Origin of the sequence: Streptomyces sp. NPDC060027 (genome assembly GCF_042737005.1) — a bacterium.
In the GTDB taxonomy this organism is placed as follows: Bacteria; Actinomycetota; Actinomycetes; order Streptomycetales; family Streptomycetaceae; genus Streptomyces.
Genome location: NZ_JBHWVI010000003.1, coordinates 1 through 17,836, shown reverse-complemented (window position 1 = coordinate 17,836; position 17,836 = coordinate 1). Strand labels below are relative to the sequence as shown.

Below are 17,836 nucleotides of genomic sequence, written 5' to 3'. Positions count from 1 at the left end.
AGACGTCCGACCGACCAGTTCGGCAGTAGCTACCGTAGGGTTACGTCTATTTAACACGCAAAACTCAATATGTAATGCAGAGTTGGGGAACGCAAGAGGGTGCGCATGACAGAAAGGGCGGGGAGGACCGTGAAGACCGGCAACCAGGCAAGCTCCGGAGAACTGCTCGAACTGGTGCGCAGCGGCCGGGCGACCACACGAGGGGCGCTCCAGCGGGCCACCGGTCTGTCGCGGGCCACGGTCGGCCAGCGGCTCGACCGGCTGTTCCGCGCGGGCTGGCTCCGCGAGGGGGCCGGCGGCCCCGTCGACTCACCGCTCGGCGGCCGTCCCTCCATCACCCTGGAGTTCGACGACGAGCACGCCGTCGTCCTCGCCGCAGACCTCGACACCCGGCACGGCCGGGCCGCCGTCCTCACCCTGACCGGAGAGATCCTCGCCGAGCACGGGGGTCCGCTGGTGGTCGACGACGGTCCCGAGGCGGTCCTCGGCGAGCTCGGACGCTGGTTCGCCGAGCTGCTGGAGAAGTCGGGACAGCGCGCCGACGCCGTCTGCGGCATCGGGCTCGCGGTGCCGGGCCCGGTCGACAGCGACACCGGCCGCGTGGTGCAGCCGCCGATCATGCCCGGCTGGGACGGCTACGACATAAGGGGCCGGCTGGGCCGCGCCTTCGCCGAACACGCGGGCACCGGCGCCGACACCGCCGACGTGCCCGTGCTCGTCGACAACGACGCCAACCTCATGGCGTACGGGGAGCAGCGCGTCGGCTATCCGGACTGCTCGGCGTTCGCGCTGGTCAAGGTCTCCACCGGTATCGGCGCGGGCATGATCGTCGGCGGCACGGTCTACCGGGGCATCGACGGCGGGGCCGGCGACATCGGGCACATCCGGGTGGGCGCCGACGCGCTGTGCCGGTGCGGCTCGTACGGCTGTCTGGCCGCCGTCGCCAGTGGCGGCGCGGTGGCGCGCCGGCTCGCGGAGTCCGGGGTCCCGGCCGCGTCCGGTTCGGACGTACGGGATCTGCTGGCGGCCGGGCACCCCGAGGCGATGGCCCTCGCGCGGGAGGCGGGCCGGCAGGTCGGGGACGTCCTGGCCACCGTGGTGACGCTGCTCAACCCGGGTGTGCTGATGATCGCCGGGGATCTGGCCGGAACCCCGTTCCTCACGGGCGTCCGGGAGCTGCTGTACCAGCGGGCGCTGCCCCGCTCCACCGCTCATCTGGACGTGGTGACCTCCCGGCTCGGTGAGCGGGCCGGGCTCGTCGGCGCGGGGGCGATGGTCGTGGAGTACCTGTACGCGCCGGAGCGGGCCGAGGAACGCCTGGCGGCCCTCGGCGTGTGACGGACGCCCGCGGTCCGGGGCCGGCTGGCCCGGGGCCGTCCGGTCCGCGGGTCGCCGGTCCTGGTGCTGTCCGGCCCTCAGGTCGTCCTTCGGCGCCCGCCGTCCGCGGCCGTCCGTCCCGGGGTCATCCGTGCGGGGTATCCGTATGTGACATCCGTGTGTGACATCCGTGTGTCGTGTCCGGATCGTGGTCCGGATGATGAAATCTGACTCCTCCACGTGGCGTGATTCTCGCCACCCTTGATAGGGGGCACGCTCAGATGAGCGGATCTTGAGCGACTGCACTTCCCTAAGGGGTGGCACTCAGTGCCACGCTCTGATCGTTCATCGATTAAACTCAGACGTGCCGAAGCTCGCTCACCTGAGCGCCCAGAGCGGTCTGGGTGCGTTGATTCGTTCAAGAAGTGAAAACACCGCCCCCGGATGGCTTGCCAAGCCTTGACTTTTGATCCGGTGGCGGACGACTGGTTACAGGCGCATGACGCGCAAGTGGACGTACCCAGACGCCTTCGATCTGGGTATGTTCCCCGTCGTCAGGGCAGCCACCGCGACGTCGAGGAGTCGAGACTCGTGTCGGAAAACAAAGATCCCCACGTAGCTGAGAGCGGCGAAAGCGGCGTTGGCGAAGTGAAGTTCGTTTATGACTTCACCGAGGGCAACAGGGACCTCAAGGACCTCCTCGGGGGCAAGGGCGCCAACCTCGCCGAAATGACCAACCTGGGTCTTCCCGTCCCGCCCGGCTTCACCATCACCACCGAGGCGTGCAAGACCTACCTCGACAGTGGCGTGGAGCCGGCGGCACTGCGTGACGAGGTGAGTGCGCACCTCGACGCCCTCGAGGCGAAGATGGGCAAGAAGCTCGGCCAGGCCGACGACCCGCTGCTCGTCTCCGTCCGCTCCGGGGCCAAGTTCTCCATGCCCGGCATGATGGACACCGTCCTGAACATCGGGCTCTCCGACAAGTCGGTCCAGGGCCTCGCCAAGCAGGCCGGCGACGACCGCTTCGCGTGGGACTCCTACCGCCGCCTCATCCAGATGTTCGGCAAGACGGTCCTCGGTGTGGACGGCGAGCTCTTCGAGGACGCGCTGGACGCGGCGAAGGAGCTCAAGAAGGTCACCGTCGACACGGACCTCGAAGCGGCCGATCTGAAGAAGCTCGTCACCAAGTTCAAGAAGATCGTCAAGACCGAGGCCGGCCGGGACTTCCCGCAGGACCCGCGCGAGCAGATGGACCTCGCCATCCACGCGGTCTTCGACTCCTGGAACACCGACCGCGCCAAGCTGTACCGCCGCCAGGAGCGCATCCCGGGCGACCTCGGCACGGCCGTCAACGTCTGTTCGATGGTCTTCGGCAACCTCGGCCCCGACTCCGGCACCGGCGTCGCCTTCACCCGCGACCCCGCCTCCGGCCACCAGGGTGTGTACGGCGACTACCTCCAGAACGCCCAGGGCGAGGACGTCGTCGCCGGTATCCGCAACACGGTCCCGCTCGCGGAGCTGGAGTCGATCGACAAGAAGTCGTACGACCAGCTCATGCAGATCATGGAGACCCTGGAGAACCACTACAAGGATCTCTGCGACATCGAGTTCACCATCGAGCGCGGCCAGCTGTGGATGCTCCAGACCCGCGTCGGCAAGCGCACGGCGGGCGCGGCCTTCCGCATCGCCACGCAGCTGGTGGACCAGGGCCTGATCGACGAGGCCGAGGCGCTCCAGCGGGTGACGGGCGCCCAGCTCGCGCAGCTGATGTTCCCGCGCTTCGACGACGAGGCGAAGGTCGAGCAGGTCGGCCGGGGCATCGCGGCGTCGCCGGGCGCGGCCGTGGGCAAGGCGGTCTTCGACTCGTACACGGCCGTGAAGTGGTCGCGTTCCGGTGAGAAGGTCATCCTGGTCCGCCGCGAGACGAACCCCGACGACCTGGACGGCATGATCGCGGCGGAGGGCATCCTGACCTCGCGCGGCGGCAAGACCTCCCACGCGGCCGTCGTGGCGCGCGGCATGGGCAAGACCTGTGTCTGCGGCGCCGAGGAGCTCGAGGTCGACACCAAGCGGCGCCGGATGACCGTGCCCGGCGGGCGCGTCGTCGAGGAGGGCGACGTGATCTCCATCGACGGCTCGACCGGCAAGGTCTACCTCGGCGAGGTCCCGGTGGTCCCCTCCCCGGTCGTCGAGTACTTCGAGGGCCGCATGCACGCGGGCGCCGACGACGCCGACGAGTTGGTCGCCGCGGTGCACCGGATCATGGCGTATGCCGACCGGGTCCGCCGGCTGCGGGTGCGCGCCAACGCCGACAACGCCGAGGACGCGCTGCGCGCCCGCCGCTTCGGCGCGCAGGGCATCGGCCTGTGCCGCACCGAGCACATGTTCCTCGGTGACCGCCGCGAGCTCGTGGAGCGGCTGATCCTCGCGGACACCGACGCGGAGCGCGAGGACTCCCTGAAGGGGCTGCTGCCTCTCCAGAAGCAGGACTTCGTCGAGCTGTTCGAGGCGATGGACGGGCTTCCTGTGACGGTCCGTCTCCTGGACCCGCCGCTGCACGAGTTCCTGCCGGACATCACCGAGCTGTCGGTGCGTGTCGCGCTCGCCGAGTCCCGCAAGGACTCCAACGAGAACGACCTCCGTCTCCTTCAGGCCGTGCACCGACTGCACGAGCAGAACCCGATGCTGGGCCTGCGCGGCGTACGCCTCGGCCTGGTCATCCCCGGTCTGTTCACCATGCAGGTGCGGGCCATCGCGGAGGCGGTCGCCGAGCGCAAGAACGCCAAGGGCGACCCGCGCGCGGAGATCATGATCCCGCTCGTCGGCACGGTCCAGGAGCTGGAGATCGTCCGCGACGAGGCCGACCAGGTCATCGCCGAGGTCGAGGCGGCCACCGGCGTGCAGCTGAAGCTGGCGATCGGCACGATGATCGAGCTGCCCCGGGCCGCGCTGACGGCCGGCCAGATCGCCGAGGCGGCGGAGTTCTTCTCCTTCGGCACCAACGACCTCACCCAGACGGTGTGGGGCTTCAGCCGCGACGACGTGGAGGCCTCCTTCTTCACGGCGTACCTGGAGAAGGGCATCTTCGGCGTCAGCCCGTTCGAGACGATCGACAGGGACGGCGTCGGCTCCCTGGTGAAGTCCGCGGTGCAGGCCGGCCGCGAGACCCGCCCCGACCTGAAGCTGGGCGTCTGCGGCGAGCACGGCGGCGACCCCGAGTCGGTCCACTTCTTCCACGAGGTGGGACTCGACTACGTCTCCTGCTCCCCGTTCCGCATCCCGGTCGCCCGCCTGGAAGCGGGCCGCGCGGCCTCCAGCTCGAAGGGCAGCGACCACCGGTAGACCCCGGAGCCCACGCCGGTCACCTCACCCTCATCGACCCGGCACCGGCCCCGGCATCCAGAACGAAGGGGCGGCACCCTGTGCGGGGGTGCCGCCCCTTCGGGCTTCGTCGGCGGAGACGGTGAAGCCACGTCGCCGGCCAGGTAGGTCGGTGTTCGCCGTCGTCGGCTGCTGGCGAACCCCGCGTGACGCCGTCGTGCCCTCGTTGTGCCCTGAGGGAACGGCAAGGGGATTCGTCCACGCCGGCCTTACCGCGGACGGGTGGTCACCCCATCGCGCCGGCCGATGCCCGGGAGCCGACGAGGGACGACTCGTGCACAGCGAACACGGCGTCGCACCGGTCCCGGACACCGGCATCGTGGGTGGCGATGACCACGGCACATCCGGCGTCGCTCATCTCCCGAAGGATGTCGACGACAACAGCGCTGTTGGCATCGTCGAGCGCACCGGTCGGCTCGTCCGCGAGCACCAGGGCCGGCTGCTGGACCATCAGACGGGCCAGCGCCACGCGCTGCTGTTCCCCACCGCTGAGATGGTGGATCCTCTCCTTCTCCCGCCCCGCCAGACCGACACGGTCAAGGGCTTCGGTGACAGCCGCACGGCCCTTGTCCGTGTTCTTGCCCCTGCCGTCGCTCCGCGCCGACCGCCGTGGCTTGACCACCACGTCCAGGTTCTCCGCGACCGTCGCGTTCTCGATCAGCGCATAGTGCTGAAACAGATGGCCGAGAGTGTCGCGGCGGAACCGACGGACGTCGCCTCGGCCGAATCGTGTGATGTCCTTCCCCTCGTACCGAATGGTCCCGGTACTCGGCTTGTCGAGCAGTCCAAGACAGTTGAGGAGGGTCGATTTACCGGATCCACTCGGTCCCACGAGGGCGAGCATCTCACCGCGATGGACGGTGAGGTCGACGTCGCGCCACAGGGTCCGGGCGCCGAAGACCTTCGAAAGATTCTCGATATCGATCACAACATACTCCGGCTCGGTAGAGGGGCCTTCGTACCGGCGGGGCTCATGTCTCCGTCGCCCCTTCCTTCACGATGCGGCGATGGAAAAAAGCGAGGGCGAGAAGCACGGCCCCCAGCTCGAAAACAACAAGACCGGTGATGACGGTGAGATCCAGTGCAGTGATGTGAGCTGCCTGGAAGGGAGCAGGCGCACCGGCCGCCGCGTACTTCTCCAGTTCCTGATTCCGCTGCCACGCCTGAAGAGGAACTCGCGTGGCGAAGACGGCAGCGACAGCCACTTCCACGGCGAGAATAAAGCGATGGTTGGCGACATATCTCCAGCCGCCGATGTGTCGTATGAATATGCTTTGCGCGTTCTTTCGCGAATAGATGAGGCAGACGCCGACCCCGGCGATGAGGAGCACGATGACGGCAACGACGAGGTTGAAGGTCTGAAGGCGAAGTTTGTTGACCGAGTTCCGGAGGTCCAGAGCGGTTTTCTGTCCGACCGGACTCACAGAATTCACGTAGTTGCTGACCTGTTTCGACTCGATGGCATGGAATACGTCATCGGGGTCGGGGAAGATCACTCCATCCTGAGTGGCGAACGAGGTGTAGGCGTCGTTCGTGAGGAAACGCGAACCATTGGGGACGACGACAAGAATCGGATCGCGTACCAGGGACCTGTCCTCGTCCGCACTGTGCGCCGAGTTGTAGGCGTAGGTGCCGGTGCTGTAGCCGAAGAGGCGCTGTCCCGTCCTGCTGTTGCGCGTTTCGATCGGGATGTGCCGGCTGAGATCCGGGTCGATGATCCTGGCGGCCGCCTTGGTGATCGTCCGCCGGTGGGAGGAAAGGGAATCGGGAATGATGACCCGTACCGGACGCGAGTCCGGCGCTTCTCCGCTCCTGGCCTCAGAGGTATGACGCCGTCCCGACGGGTCGAGCACCGGCTGCTCGCTGAGATACGTGTCGTTGACGATGAGAATCTCGCCGGCCGGTAGCCGCGCGTCGGGGGCGGAGACCGGGAGATCCCGGCGCCCGGCGACAATCACCCTGCCCCGCCTGTCGGCCTGGCGCAGCCACGGACCGACATGGTCGTTCAACTGGTCCATGTGCATGGCGAAAGCTCCGTTGAGACGGATCGAGACCGCGTCGCCCACCGTGCCGTAGAGGTCCCGGTTCTCCTGGCGCGTCAGTACGTCCCGGCTCGCGAGGGTGACATTCGTGGCGATACCGAGAGCGAGCAGCAGCGCGGGGACGCGGACGAGGTAGACGCTGATGGACGCCGCCCGCGAAGGCAGTTCGCCTTTCAGGGCGCCCAGTACGTCGACCTTGTACGTCAGGGCCAGCGCGGCCGCGTGCGTGGCCAGCGCCAGGGTGCCGAGCAGGGCGGCGATGCCCGCGGCCAGCGAGGCGAACAGCCCCAGCCAGGCGAGACCGTTGTAGAGGCCGAGGAAGGCGAGCGCCGCGACCGTGACGGTGGCGACCGCCGCCGACCAGAACACCGCCAGCTGCCGCAGATCGCGAAGCAGGATGCCGGCGAAGGACAGGCCCTGCATCCGAAGGACTCCGTACGCCTTCGCGTTGAGCAGCACGCTCGCGCCGGTCATCGTCAGCGCCGCGAGGGCGACCACGCAGAGGGCCTGGTACAGGGGATCGCCCGAGTACTGGTCGACCAGTTCCCGGTACGACAAGGGGTGGGTGACGGCCACGGTCATGCCGAGATCCTCGAACTCGGCCCGCAGGGCATCGGCCGCCGCGGGCGGCCCGAACACGTAGTAGGAACCGCGCGGGTCCTGTTGTCCGATCTCGGAGATCGGATGCACGCGCGTTTCATAGGTCCCGCTGAACTCCGGGTATCCCTTGTCCAGCCATTCCGCTGTCATGGAATGGGGCCCGCCCGGAGCCAGATACAGATGCCGAACCCCGTCGGAGTTCTTCAGATCGGGCACCTCGCGAGCCACCCCGACCGAGTGCTCGGCGGAGAACGCCGTGATGTCCCGGACGACCTGAGCACTGCTGACGGAATCGTCGGAATCCATCACGTCGATCAGAGCCGAGTTTCCCAGGACCCCGCCCTCGTCCAGGCTCCGCAGGAACAGAAAGGCCAGTACTGCGGAGAAGGCCAGAACGGCGGCGTGGACGAAACGTATACCTCGATGCGGCATGGGATACCTAGGTTGAGGCGCTCGCTCGGGAGCGATCGGCGGCCTCGGCGTCCTGGTGGACCGCCCGCGCGTGGGCCGACTGTCGGTGGCGGCCGTGGGGCTGCCGCTGCTCGCGGTGCCGCAGCTCATCCTGATCGGCCTCTCCCTGGTCCAGCCGCTGTTCCTGGACAGGTACGTCCTGTTCAGCCTGCTGGGTCTGGCACTGCTGATCGGAACAGCGCTGGGCACGGCGATACGGGTGGCCGCGCGGCGCCTCCCGAAGGCGGCCCCGTGGATCCTCCCCGTGACCATCGCCGTGGCGATGACGGCACTGCTGCCCCAGTCGCTGGCCAAGCGCTCCGCGGCGAGCCGGGTGGACGACGTCCTGTCCGTGGCGGCGGACGTACGACGGCTCAAGGAGCCTGGAGACGCGGTCCTCTTCGTACCGGCAGCGCGCCGCGACACCAAGTTGGTCTCCCCGCACGCCTTCACCGGCCTGGGAGACATAGCGCTGACCGAGAGCCCGCGGAAGTCCGGAACGCTGAAGGGCGTGGAGGCCGGCCCGGCTCGGATCCGCGCCGCGATGCTGACCCAGCGGCGGATCCTCCTGGTGACGGACGCACCGAAGGTCGCGAGACCGGTGTCGGCGAAACGAGACCGCATGAAGACCTCAGTACTGAAGAAGTACTTCACGCCGGTGGCGGACGAGCAGGTCCGCGGCCGCAGGGTGACGGTGTACCGACGCAACGACCGTTCATGACCGTTCGGCCACTCCACTCACACAAACGGCCCCGGACAAGAGGCCCGAGGACGAACGGAACGCCTCCCCGGGATGAAAATCCCAGGTCGGCGACGCAACGGGCCGTGCCCCGGCAGAATTCGACCTTGCGACACCCGCTCTAGGCTGGAGCCGCCCTCACCCCCCCCGTGGAAGGAATCCGCCATGTCCGGCTGGAACGCGCAGGCCGTCCCCGATCAGCGCGGGCGCACCGCCGTCGTCACGGGGGCCAACAGCGGCCTCGGGTACGTGACCGCGCGCGAGCTCGCGCGCCAGGGCGCCCGGGTCGTCCTCGCCTGCCGCAGCGAGGTGCGGGGCACCGAGGCCGTGGACCGGCTCGTGGCCGAAGTGCCGGGCGCGGACGTCGAGTTCATACGGCTGGATCTCGGGGAGCTGGACTCCGTGCGGGAGTTCGCGAGCGTCTGCGAGCGGACGCTCGACCGGCTCGATCTCCTCGTCAACAACGCCGGGGTCATGGCGCTGCCCCTCGGCCGCACCGCCGACGGGTTCGAGATCCAGTTCGGCGTCAACCACCTCGGGCACTTCGCGCTCACCGGGCTGCTGCTCCCGATGATCGCCGAGACCCCCGGGGCGCGGATCGTCACGCTGTCGAGCATGGTCCACGCGCTCTCGAACATCGACATCGACGACCTCAACAGCGAGAAGGGGCCCTATCGCCGCTGGATCGCCTACGCCCGGTCCAAGACCGCCAACCTCCTCTTCACGCACGAACTCGCGCGGCGGCTGTCCCGCGCGGGGAGCGACGCCGTCGCGGCCGCCGCGCACCCCGGGTACGCCTCCACCAACCTGCAGACCGCCGGTCCCCGGCTGGAGGGGCGCAGGGGCGCCGAGCGGTTCATGGAGATCGGCAACCGCGTCTTCGCGCAGAGCGCCGAGGCCGGAGCCCTGCCGACGCTGTACGCGGCCACCGCGCCCGGCGTGCGGCCCGGCACCTTCGTCGGACCGTCCTTCGCGATGTGGCGCGGCTCGCCCGCGACATCCTGGCGGGCCGGCTGGACCCGCGACGACCTCGCGGGAGAACGGCTCTGGGCCGCCTCGGAGCGGCTGACGGGCGTCACCTACGAGGGGCTCAAGGCCTGACACCGGCGCCGCTGCGAGGGTATCGAGGGCGGACACCGGCGCCGCGAGGGCCGACAGACACCGGCGCCGCGAGGGCCGGCGGGCGACGCCGACTCCTGGCGGATGCCCCGGTCCGTCCAGGCCCGGTCGTCCGTCCCGGCCCGGTCCGGCGCGCGGGGCCCGGTTCAGGCCGCCCGCACCTCGTACGTCGTCACCCGTACGTCCTCGTCGTCCAGGCACCGCCCCGACTCCAGGTCGAAGCGCTGCTTGAGCAGCGGGGAGGCCACGAACGGGCGGCCCCGATGGGTTCCGGTCAGCCCGCGGGAGAGCACCGCCGCCCCGCTGAACGGGTCACGGTTGTCGATGGCGTACGTCCGTCCCGCGCGGTCGGTGAACAGGGCGGCCTGGCGGCCGTCCGGGAGGAGCGCGGCGACCCCCCGGCCGGGGAGCAGCAGGGACAGCTCGCAGATCGTGAACCAGCCGTCCTCCAGCAGGAGCTGGAGCGTGAGGGCGGCCGTCGTCCGGGTCGTCTCGGGTGCCAGGGTCATCGCTGGGCACTTCCTTCCAGGAATGGGGTCTCCCCTGCTCGAGCGGAGCCGAGAGCTTGGGGACGGTGTCCGATGGTCAGCAGCGGCAGGTCGGGCTTGATCTGGTCGCGCTCGGGAACGAAGCCGACGACCGGGTCCGGGGTGTCCGGGGCGTTCACGAAGGAAACGAACCGGCCCAGCCTCTCGGGGTCGTTGATGGTCTCGGCCCACTCGTCGCGGTAGTTCGCGACATGCGCGGTCATCAGCGACTCCAGCTCCTCGCAGATGCCGAGCGAGTCCTCCACCACCACCTCCCGGACGTGGTCCAGGCCGCCGGGAATCCGCTCCAGCCAGGTCGAGGTGCGCTCCAGGCGGTCCGCCGTGCGGATGTAGAACATCAGGAAGCGGTCGATGAGGCGGATCAGTTCGGCGTCGCTCAGATCCTGGGCCAGCAGGTCCGCGTGGCGCGGGGTCGCGCCGCCGTTGCCGCCGACGTACAGGTTCCAGCCGTTCGACGTGGCGATCACGCCGAAGTCCTTGGACTGGGCCTCGGCGCACTCGCGGGCGCACCCGGAGACCGCCGACTTGAGTTTGTGCGGGGAGCGCAGACCCCGGTAGCGCAGTTCCAGGTCGATCGCCATCCGGACCGAGTCCTGCACGCCGTACCGGCACCAGGTCTGCCCGACGCAGGACTTGACGGTGCGCAGCGACTTTCCGTACGCGTGCCCGGACTCGAAGCCGGCGTCGACCAGTCGCGCCCAGATCAGCGGGAGTTGCTCCACCCGCGCGCCGAACAGGTCGATCCGCTGGCCGCCCGTGATCTTCGTGTAGAGCCCGAAGTCCCGTGCCACCTCGCCGATCACGATGAGCTTCTCGGGGGTGATCTCGCCGCCGGGGATGCGCGGCACGATCGAGTACGAGCCATTCTTCTGGAGGTTGGCGAGGAAGTGGTCGTTGGTGTCCTGGAGCCCGGCCTGTTCGCCGTCGAGGACGTAGCCGTCGGCGCCGATGGTCGGGGCGAGGGAGGCGATGATCGAGCCGACGGCGGGCTTGCAGACCTCGCAGCCGTCACCGCCCCGGGCGTCCTCGCGGCCGTACCGGTCGAGCAGCGTCCGGTACGAGGTGATCCTGAGCGCCAGGACGATCTCGTACAGCTCCTCGCGGGTCTGCCCGAAGCAGCCGCACAGGCCGTGGTCGACCTCGACGCCGCTCGCGGCCAGTTCCTCGTTGACGAGCTGACCGAGGACCTTGACGCAACTCCCGCAGCCCGTACCGGCCTTGGTGCACTTCTTGACCTCGGGGACGGTCGTGCAGGAGTGCTCGGTGACCGCTCCCCGGATCGTGCCCTTGGTGACGTTGTGGCAGGAGCAGATGACCGCGGCGTCGGGGAGCGCGGAGGGGCCGAGGGCCACCGGGGCCCCCGCGCCCGCCGGCAGCACCAACTGCTCGGGGGAGATCGGCGGCACCGAGCCGGTGAAGGCGCGCAGGGTGCCGTAGGCGTCCGCGTCGCCGACCAGGATGCCGCCGAGGAGCCGCCCGTCCCGGCCGATGACCAGCTTCTTGTAGGTGCCCGAGCGTGAGTCCGCGTAGACGACGTCGAGACAGTCGGCGGTGGCTCCGTGCGCGTCGCCGAACGAGGCGACGTCGACACCGAGGAGCTTCAGCTTCGTCGACAGGTCGGCACCGGTGAAGCTCGCCTCGTCGGCGGCGATCGTCGCGGCGGCCGTCGCGGCCATCTCGTAGCCGGGGGCGACGAGTCCGTACACCCGGCCGTCGGCGGCCAGGGCGCACTCGCCGATCGCGAACACGGACGGGTCGGAGGTGCGGCACTGCTCGTCGACCGTGATGCCGCCGCGCTCGCCGACCGTGAGCCCCATGTCGCGGGCGAGCTGGTCACGCGGACGGACTCCCGCCGAGAACACCACCAGATCCGTGGGGAGTTCGGACCCGTCGGACAGCTTCATGCCGGTCACGGCGCCGTCGTCGCCGGTGACGATCTCCTGGGTGCCCGTGCCGGTGTGCACGCTCAGGCCCATGTCCTCGATGGTGCGCAGGAGCGCGGCGCCGCCGCCCTCGTCCACCTGCACCGGCATCAGGCGCGGCGCGAACTCCACGATGTGCGTGGTCAGTCCGAGTCCCTTCAGCGCGCCGGCCGCCTCAAGACCGAGCAGGCCGCCGCCGACCACGGCGCCGGTCGTCGCCCGCGCCTTCGCGTACTCCTCGATGGCGAGCAGATCCTCGATCGTGCGGTAGACGAAGCAGCCCTCGGCGTCCTTGCCGGGCACCGGCGGAACGAAGGGGTAGGAGCCGGTGGCGAGGACGAGGGTGTCGTAGCCGACCGTCAGACCGGACCGGGCGGTCACGGTGCGCGCGACCCGGTCGATCGACTCGGCCGGATCGCCGAGGTGCAGCTCGATGCCGTGCTCCTTGATGAACTCCGCGTCCGTGAGCGAGAGTTCTTCGGGTGTGCGGCCCGAGAAGTACGAGGTGAGCTGGACCCGGTCGTAGGCCGGGCGGGGCTCCTCGCAGAGCACGACCACGCGGTGCGTGGCGGTCAGGCCGCGTTCGGCGAGCGATTCCAGGAAGTGCTGGCCGACCATGCCGTGGCCGACGAGCACGATCGTGGGTGCGATCCCGGCGTCCGGGGCCGTCGCCGCCGCTGTCATCGTCGTCGTGTCCGGGGACATTCAGGAGCCTCCGTCGTTGGTGAGCAGGTGGAGCAGCGGTGCGCCGTCCGAGGGGAGCGGCTCCGCTCCCTCCCAGGCGCGGGCGAGGGCGCCGACGGTGCCGAGTTCGCCGACGAGCACGCCGCCGACCAGCCGGTCGGCGCGGACCACGACCTTGCGGTAGGTGCCGCGGGTGGCGTCGGCGAGCTGGACGACGTCGTCGCCGGGCAGGGGATCGGTCTCGCCGAACGCGGCGAGGTCGAAGGGGGCGGTGCCGCCCGCCAGGGTGAGGCGGGTGAGGGAACGGGTGCCGGTGTAGCGGGCGGGGGAGCGGGTGGCCGCGCGCTGCGCCGGCAGCGCCTCGGCCGCTATCGACTCGGCCAGGACGTCGGCCTGTTCGAGAGCGGCGGTCGCCAGCCCGTAGACCGTGCCGTCGTGCTGGGCGCAGTCGCCCACGGCCCGGATGCGGGGGTCGGACGTCCGCAGTTCGTCGTCGACGAGGATGCCCTTGTGGACGGCGAGCCCCGCTTCCTGGGCGAGGCCCGTGCGGGGATGGACGCCGCAGGCCAGTACGACTAGGTCGGCGTCCAGGGCGTATCCGTCGGCCATCTCGACCGAGCGGACCGCGCCGCCGACCGAGCGCACGTCGCGCACCCGGCACTCGGTGTGCACCTCGACGCCCAGCTCCGTGAGGTGCCGGTGCACCAGACGGGACGCGGCCGGGTCGAGCTGACGCTCCATGAGCCGCTCGGCCTGCTGCGCCAGGACCACCTGGGCCCCGCGCAACGCCAGCGCCCGCGCGGCCGACACTCCGAGCAGTCCGCCGCCGATCACGACGGCGCGGGTGCCGGGCCGGACGGCCTTCGACAGGCCCAGGCAGTCGTCCATGGTGCGGAACGCGTGCACGCCTTCCGGGAGTTCGTGCCGACCCTGGGTGAACAGGCCGCGCAGCGGCGGAAGGACGGGGTTGGAGCCGGTGGCGAGGACCAGCGTGTCGTATGCGATCACCGCGCCGTCCGCGCAGCGCACCGTGCGCGTGACGCGGTCGATACCGGTGACCCGGGCCCGGGTGAGGCGGTCGACGCCGGGAAGGGCGATCACCTCGGGGGCGTACCGTCCCGCCAGGACCTCGGCGAGCAGCACACGGTTGTACGGGGCGTGGTCCTCGTCGCCGATCAGCGTGACGGAGACGGGAGAGGCGGCGGACCGGGCGCCGCCGGTCGCGCCGAGCTCGTCGAGCCGCCGGGCGAGCCGGACGCCCGCCAGTCCGGCGCCGATCACCACCACACGCGTATTCGAGGTCATGCCCACACCGTGCGGTGCCGGTGTTACCCGGTGGCATCACGTCTGTTTCCCGGGAGGAACGCTGCCCTCAGCGGGGGCGGGACCGCGGTGTGAGGGTTCGGGGGGCCTGTGCGGGGCGGGCTGTGAGGTTCGGGGGGCGGGGGCGGCGGGCTGTGAGGGGTCGGGAGGTAGGGAAGGTGGGGTCAGCCGAACCGTTCCTGAGGGCTGGGCGCCTGCGGGTCCTGTTGCCAGGATCCGTGCTCAGCCGAACGCCCCGAACGGTGCTGGGCGTTCTGGTTCCCCGTGTTCGCTCCGCGGCCGGGCGGCACGGATCGTGTCCGTGGTCCGGGAATGCGGGGACGGGTTCCACCCTGGCCGGGACGCTCCGAACTGGCGGATGCGGTGCACGCGCCCGGGACGGCCGTGCCGGGAACCCGCCGGGGCGAACCTCAGAAGTCGCTCAAGATTCCGGGGCCCGTGGCCGGCGCACCTATCCGGTCTCATAGGGTCGCGATCATGCCCGACATATCCCTGACCATGGTCCTTGTGCTCTGCGCCGCAGCCCTGGCGGCCGGCTGGATCGACGCCGTGGTCGGCGGCGGAGGGCTGCTCCTGCTGCCCGCCATGCTGCTCGGGCTGCCCGGCGGCACCCCGGCGGCCTACGCGCTCGGCACGAACAAGGCGGTGGCGATCGTCGGTACGACGGGAGCCGCGGTGACGTACGCGCGCAAGGCGCCCGTCGATGTGCGCCTCGCCGTACGGATCGGGGTCGCGGCGCTCGCCGGTTCCACGGCGGGGGCGTTCGTCGCGGCCGGGCTGAGCACCGACGTGCTCAAGCCGGTCGTCATGGTCGTCCTGGTCGGGGTCGGCACCTTCGTGATCCTGCGGCCCGCCTTCGGCACGGCGCCGCCGACCACCCCGGTCTCCCCGCGCCGCGTCCTCGCCGCGATCGGTCTCGCGGGCCTCGGCATCGGCTTCTACGACGGGCTCATCGGCCCCGGCACGGGAACGTTCCTCGTGCTCGCGCTCACCGCGCTGCTCCACCTCGACCTGGTGACCGCCTCCGCCACCGCCAAGATCGTCAACTGCTGCACCAATGCGGGCGCCCTCGCGACCTTCGCCTGGAAGGGCACGGTGTTCTGGCAACTTGCCGCCCTGATGGCCGTGTTCAACCTGGCGGGCGGCATGGTGGGGGCGCGGACCGCGCTCAAGAAGGGCAGCGGATTCGTCCGGGTGGTGCTGCTGACGGTGGTGTTCGCACTGGTGGCGAATCTGGCGTACCAGCAGTGGCTCGCCTGAACGCTCAGCGGCTGCCGGTGAGATGGGCGAAGACGACCACGTTCCCCTGGTAGCCCGTCGTCTCCGAGTAGCCGCCCCCGCAGGTGATGACGCGCAGCTCGGGCCGGCGCGCGGCGCCGTACACCTTCGCGTCGGGGAAGGCGCGGGAGTCGTACACCTCGACCGCGTCGACGGTGAAGCGGGCCGTGCTGCCGTCGAGCCGGTCCACCTCGACCGTGCCGCCCTTGCGGAGCGCGCCCAGGTCGTAGAAGACGGCGGGGCCGTCGGCGTTGTCGACGTGCCCGGCGACGACGGCCGTGCCGCGCTCACCGGGGGTGGTCCCGGCCTCGTACCAGCCGGCCAGGTTCTTCTTCTCCGCGGGCGGCACGTTCAGGCTGCCCTGCGGAGTGAGGCCGAGCCCCATCAGGGGGGCGTCCACGCCGATCGCGGGGATGCGGATGCGGTCCGGCGGGGAGTGCGGCATCGCGGGGGCGACGGACCGCGCGCCGTCCCCGGCGGTCGCCGCCTGTGCCGGGGACGGCTGGGGAGGGGGGTGCGGCTCGGCGCCGCTGCGCAGCAGCCAGGCACCGGAGCAGAGGGCGACGACGGTGATCGACGCTATGGCGACATTGCTGACCCGGCGCACGCGAGCCTCCTCACGGTTCCTCTCCCGGGCCGCGGCCGGCCGGGCCCCGGCGGCCGAGGGTGCCGGCCGGGGTGCTGATGGGGTCGGTCCCGTCCCCCTCCGGGCCGCGAGGGGCGTCGGGCCACGGAGGGGGAGGGACGGCGGTACCGGCGGACGGGCAGCGGAGGGTGCCCGTCAGATCCCGTCGCCTCTCGCCCGGCGATGCAGGAGCCAGGTACCGCCCGCGGCGGCGACGGCCAGCGCCGCCACTCCCGCCGCGGTCTGTACGGGGTCGGGGCCCAGCGCGCCGCCGACACCTGTGTTCACATGCCCGCGCGGCTGGACCTGCTCGCGCGTGGAGGTCAGGGTCACCATCAGGTCCCCGGTGACCCGCCGGCCGTGGGAGCACCGCGCGACGATCTCGTACGTCCCCGGCTGCGCGCTCGGCGGCACCCGGAACTGCCCGATCGCGTCCTGCTCGTGTGCGCTGGCGGCGAGTGTGAAGATACCGCCGCCCACCGCCCCGGCGTCCCCGTTCGCGGTGCCGTCCGAACCGCACGCGGCCGTGTTGACGGTGACCTCGGCGCCCGGGACGACGGCGGAGGGGAACACCTCCAGACTCCCGGTGTCTCCGCCGTACACGGGCGCGGCGGCCAGACCCGCGGCGGCGACGGCGAGCGCGGTACCGGTCATCAGACGGGCGGTACGTCGCATCGTGCTAGCTCCTCCGAGGGGGCGCGGCCCGCGACACCCCCAAGTGCCGCTGCGTCGGTCGAACCCCTGCCTTACCGAGGTAAGTGGCACATGCCCCCGCCCGCTCTCTGATGGATCGTCAGAAATGATGTGAACGGGTGTCAGGCGGGGCGCCGGAAAGGGCGGAGCCCTCGGCATTCCGGCAGGTCATCGGTGTGCGCGTGGCGTGTCGCGCGGGAGAACCCGAAGGGCGCGGGGCCGGGGGTGTGAACGGGTGACCGGGACGCGCGGGAAGCGGGGTGTGGTGGCGGAGGGAGGCGAGGGGCATGGGCGGATGTGGACCGGCGTGCGGAGGCCGGGGCGGGGCGGGCGCGGTTCGGCTTGACCTCAAGAATGGTTGAGGTACGAGGCTGTCCCTCATGAAGACAGCCACAGCTGAATCCACTGTCCCCGAGCAGATGTCCGAGTCGCCCGTACGGGTCGCCGTCGTGGTCGGCAGCAATCGCGAGGGGCGTTTCGGTCCCGTCGTCGCGGGCTGGCTGCTGGACCGCATCGGCGAACGGGACGACTTCCTCCCCGAGGTCCTCGACGTCGCCTCCGTCGAGCTCCCCACGGCCCTGTCCCACTCCCCGTCCCCCGCGGTGGCCGCCGAACTGGCGAAGGTCACCCCCGCCCTCGCCGACGCGGACGCCTTCATCGTCCTCACCCCCGAGTACAACCACTCCTTCCCCGCCGGCCTGAAGAACCTCATCGACTGGCACTACGGCGAGTGGCGGGCCAAACCCGTCGCCCTCGTCTCGTACGGCGGAGTGTCCGGGGGCCTGCGGGCCGTGGAGCACCTGCGTCAGGTCTTCGCCGAACTGCACGCGGTGACCGTACGGGACACGGTGTCCTTCCATGGCGCGGGCGCCGCCTTCGACGAGGCCGGCCACCCGCGCGACGCCGTGGGCCCCGCGGCGGCGGCGAAGACGATGCTGGACCAACTGGGCTGGTGGGCAAGGGCGCTGAAGGAGGCCAGGGGGAAGCGGCCGTACGGGGGCTGAGGCCCGCTCCGGCCCGGGGCGGCCGGACGGACGTCGAGGACCAGATGCGGCACGACCCGGCGGCCGGCCGGACGCGATGATTTCGGAGCGGTGGACCGAGCCGTGGGCAGG

12 protein-coding genes and 1 pseudogene are annotated in these 17,836 nt (G+C 70.7%); 6 read left to right on the top strand and 7 right to left on the bottom strand.

Annotated features, from left to right (window positions below; translation table 11 throughout):
* Positions 1–105 precede the first annotated feature (105 nt).
* The gene (locus ACFWBT_RS01305) at positions 106–1,338 is read left to right on the top strand and encodes an ROK family protein (RefSeq protein WP_385694365.1); all 1,233 of its coding nucleotides are present in this window, start codon (positions 106–108) and stop codon (positions 1,336–1,338) included.
* A gap of 570 nt (positions 1,339–1,908) precedes the next feature.
* The gene (gene ppdK, locus ACFWBT_RS01300) at positions 1,909–4,659 is read left to right on the top strand and encodes a pyruvate, phosphate dikinase (RefSeq protein ID WP_385694363.1); all 2,751 of its coding nucleotides are present in this window, start codon (positions 1,909–1,911) and stop codon (positions 4,657–4,659) included.
* Positions 4,660–4,924: 265 nt separating this feature from the next.
* Here the strand turns inward: ppdK and ACFWBT_RS01295 are convergent, their stop codons facing one another.
* Entirely contained in the window at positions 4,925–5,626 is a 702-nt protein-coding gene (locus tag ACFWBT_RS01295; protein ID WP_385694361.1) for an ABC transporter ATP-binding protein, read from the bottom strand.
* A 43-nt stretch (positions 5,627–5,669) separates the two neighbouring features.
* On the bottom strand, positions 5,670–7,772 hold the full coding sequence (locus tag ACFWBT_RS01290; RefSeq protein WP_385694358.1) for a hypothetical protein: 2,103 nt from the start codon (positions 7,770–7,772) through the stop codon (positions 5,670–5,672).
* A gap of 31 nt (positions 7,773–7,803) precedes the next feature.
* Between ACFWBT_RS01290 and ACFWBT_RS01285 the strand changes: the two are divergent.
* Both ACFWBT_RS01285 and ACFWBT_RS01280 read left to right on the top strand, forming a co-directional pair.
* A pseudogene (locus ACFWBT_RS01285) lies at positions 7,804–8,511 on the top strand (hypothetical protein); the annotation flags it as partial.
* A gap of 183 nt (positions 8,512–8,694) precedes the next feature.
* Positions 8,695–9,630, top strand: coding sequence for an oxidoreductase (locus ACFWBT_RS01280; protein ID WP_385694356.1), 936 nt, complete (start codon positions 8,695–8,697; stop codon positions 9,628–9,630).
* 164 nt (positions 9,631–9,794) lie between these two features.
* On the opposite strand, the gene nirD is transcribed toward ACFWBT_RS01280, so the two are convergent.
* The 3 genes from nirD to ACFWBT_RS01265 are packed head-to-tail and all read right to left on the bottom strand — an operon-like array spanning position 9,795 to position 14,107.
* Complete coding sequence (gene nirD, locus ACFWBT_RS01275; RefSeq protein WP_385694354.1) at positions 9,795–10,157, bottom strand: nitrite reductase small subunit NirD; 363 nt, start codon at positions 10,155–10,157, stop codon at positions 9,795–9,797.
* Positions 10,154–12,823 (bottom strand): nitrite reductase large subunit NirB, encoded by a 2,670-nt coding sequence (gene nirB, locus ACFWBT_RS01270; RefSeq protein ID WP_385694353.1) that lies wholly within the window; start codon positions 12,821–12,823, stop codon positions 10,154–10,156. The genes nirD and nirB overlap by 4 nt, the downstream gene beginning before the upstream one ends.
* Positions 12,824–14,107, bottom strand: coding sequence for an NAD(P)/FAD-dependent oxidoreductase (locus ACFWBT_RS01265; RefSeq protein WP_385694350.1), 1,284 nt, complete (start codon positions 14,105–14,107; stop codon positions 12,824–12,826).
* A gap of 495 nt (positions 14,108–14,602) precedes the next feature.
* Here ACFWBT_RS01265 and ACFWBT_RS01260 point away from each other — a divergent pair, with 495 nt between their 5' ends.
* A complete protein-coding gene (locus ACFWBT_RS01260) occupies positions 14,603–15,385 on the top strand; it encodes a TSUP family transporter (RefSeq protein WP_266758488.1) in 783 nt (260 codons plus the stop codon).
* A 4-nt stretch (positions 15,386–15,389) separates the two neighbouring features.
* Here ACFWBT_RS01260 and ACFWBT_RS01255 read toward each other — a convergent pair whose 3' ends face one another.
* Positions 15,390–16,010, bottom strand: coding sequence for a class F sortase (locus ACFWBT_RS01255; protein ID WP_385694348.1), 621 nt, complete (start codon positions 16,008–16,010; stop codon positions 15,390–15,392).
* Positions 16,011–16,184: 174 nt separating this feature from the next.
* The gene (locus ACFWBT_RS01250) at positions 16,185–16,703 is read right to left on the bottom strand and encodes a hypothetical protein (protein WP_385694346.1); all 519 of its coding nucleotides are present in this window, start codon (positions 16,701–16,703) and stop codon (positions 16,185–16,187) included.
* 398 nt (positions 16,704–17,101) lie between these two features.
* On the opposite strand from ACFWBT_RS01250, the gene ACFWBT_RS01245 reads away from it, so the two are divergent.
* On the top strand, positions 17,102–17,725 hold the full coding sequence (locus tag ACFWBT_RS01245; RefSeq protein ID WP_385694344.1) for an NADPH-dependent FMN reductase: 624 nt from the start codon (positions 17,102–17,104) through the stop codon (positions 17,723–17,725).
* Positions 17,726–17,836 lie beyond the last annotated feature (111 nt).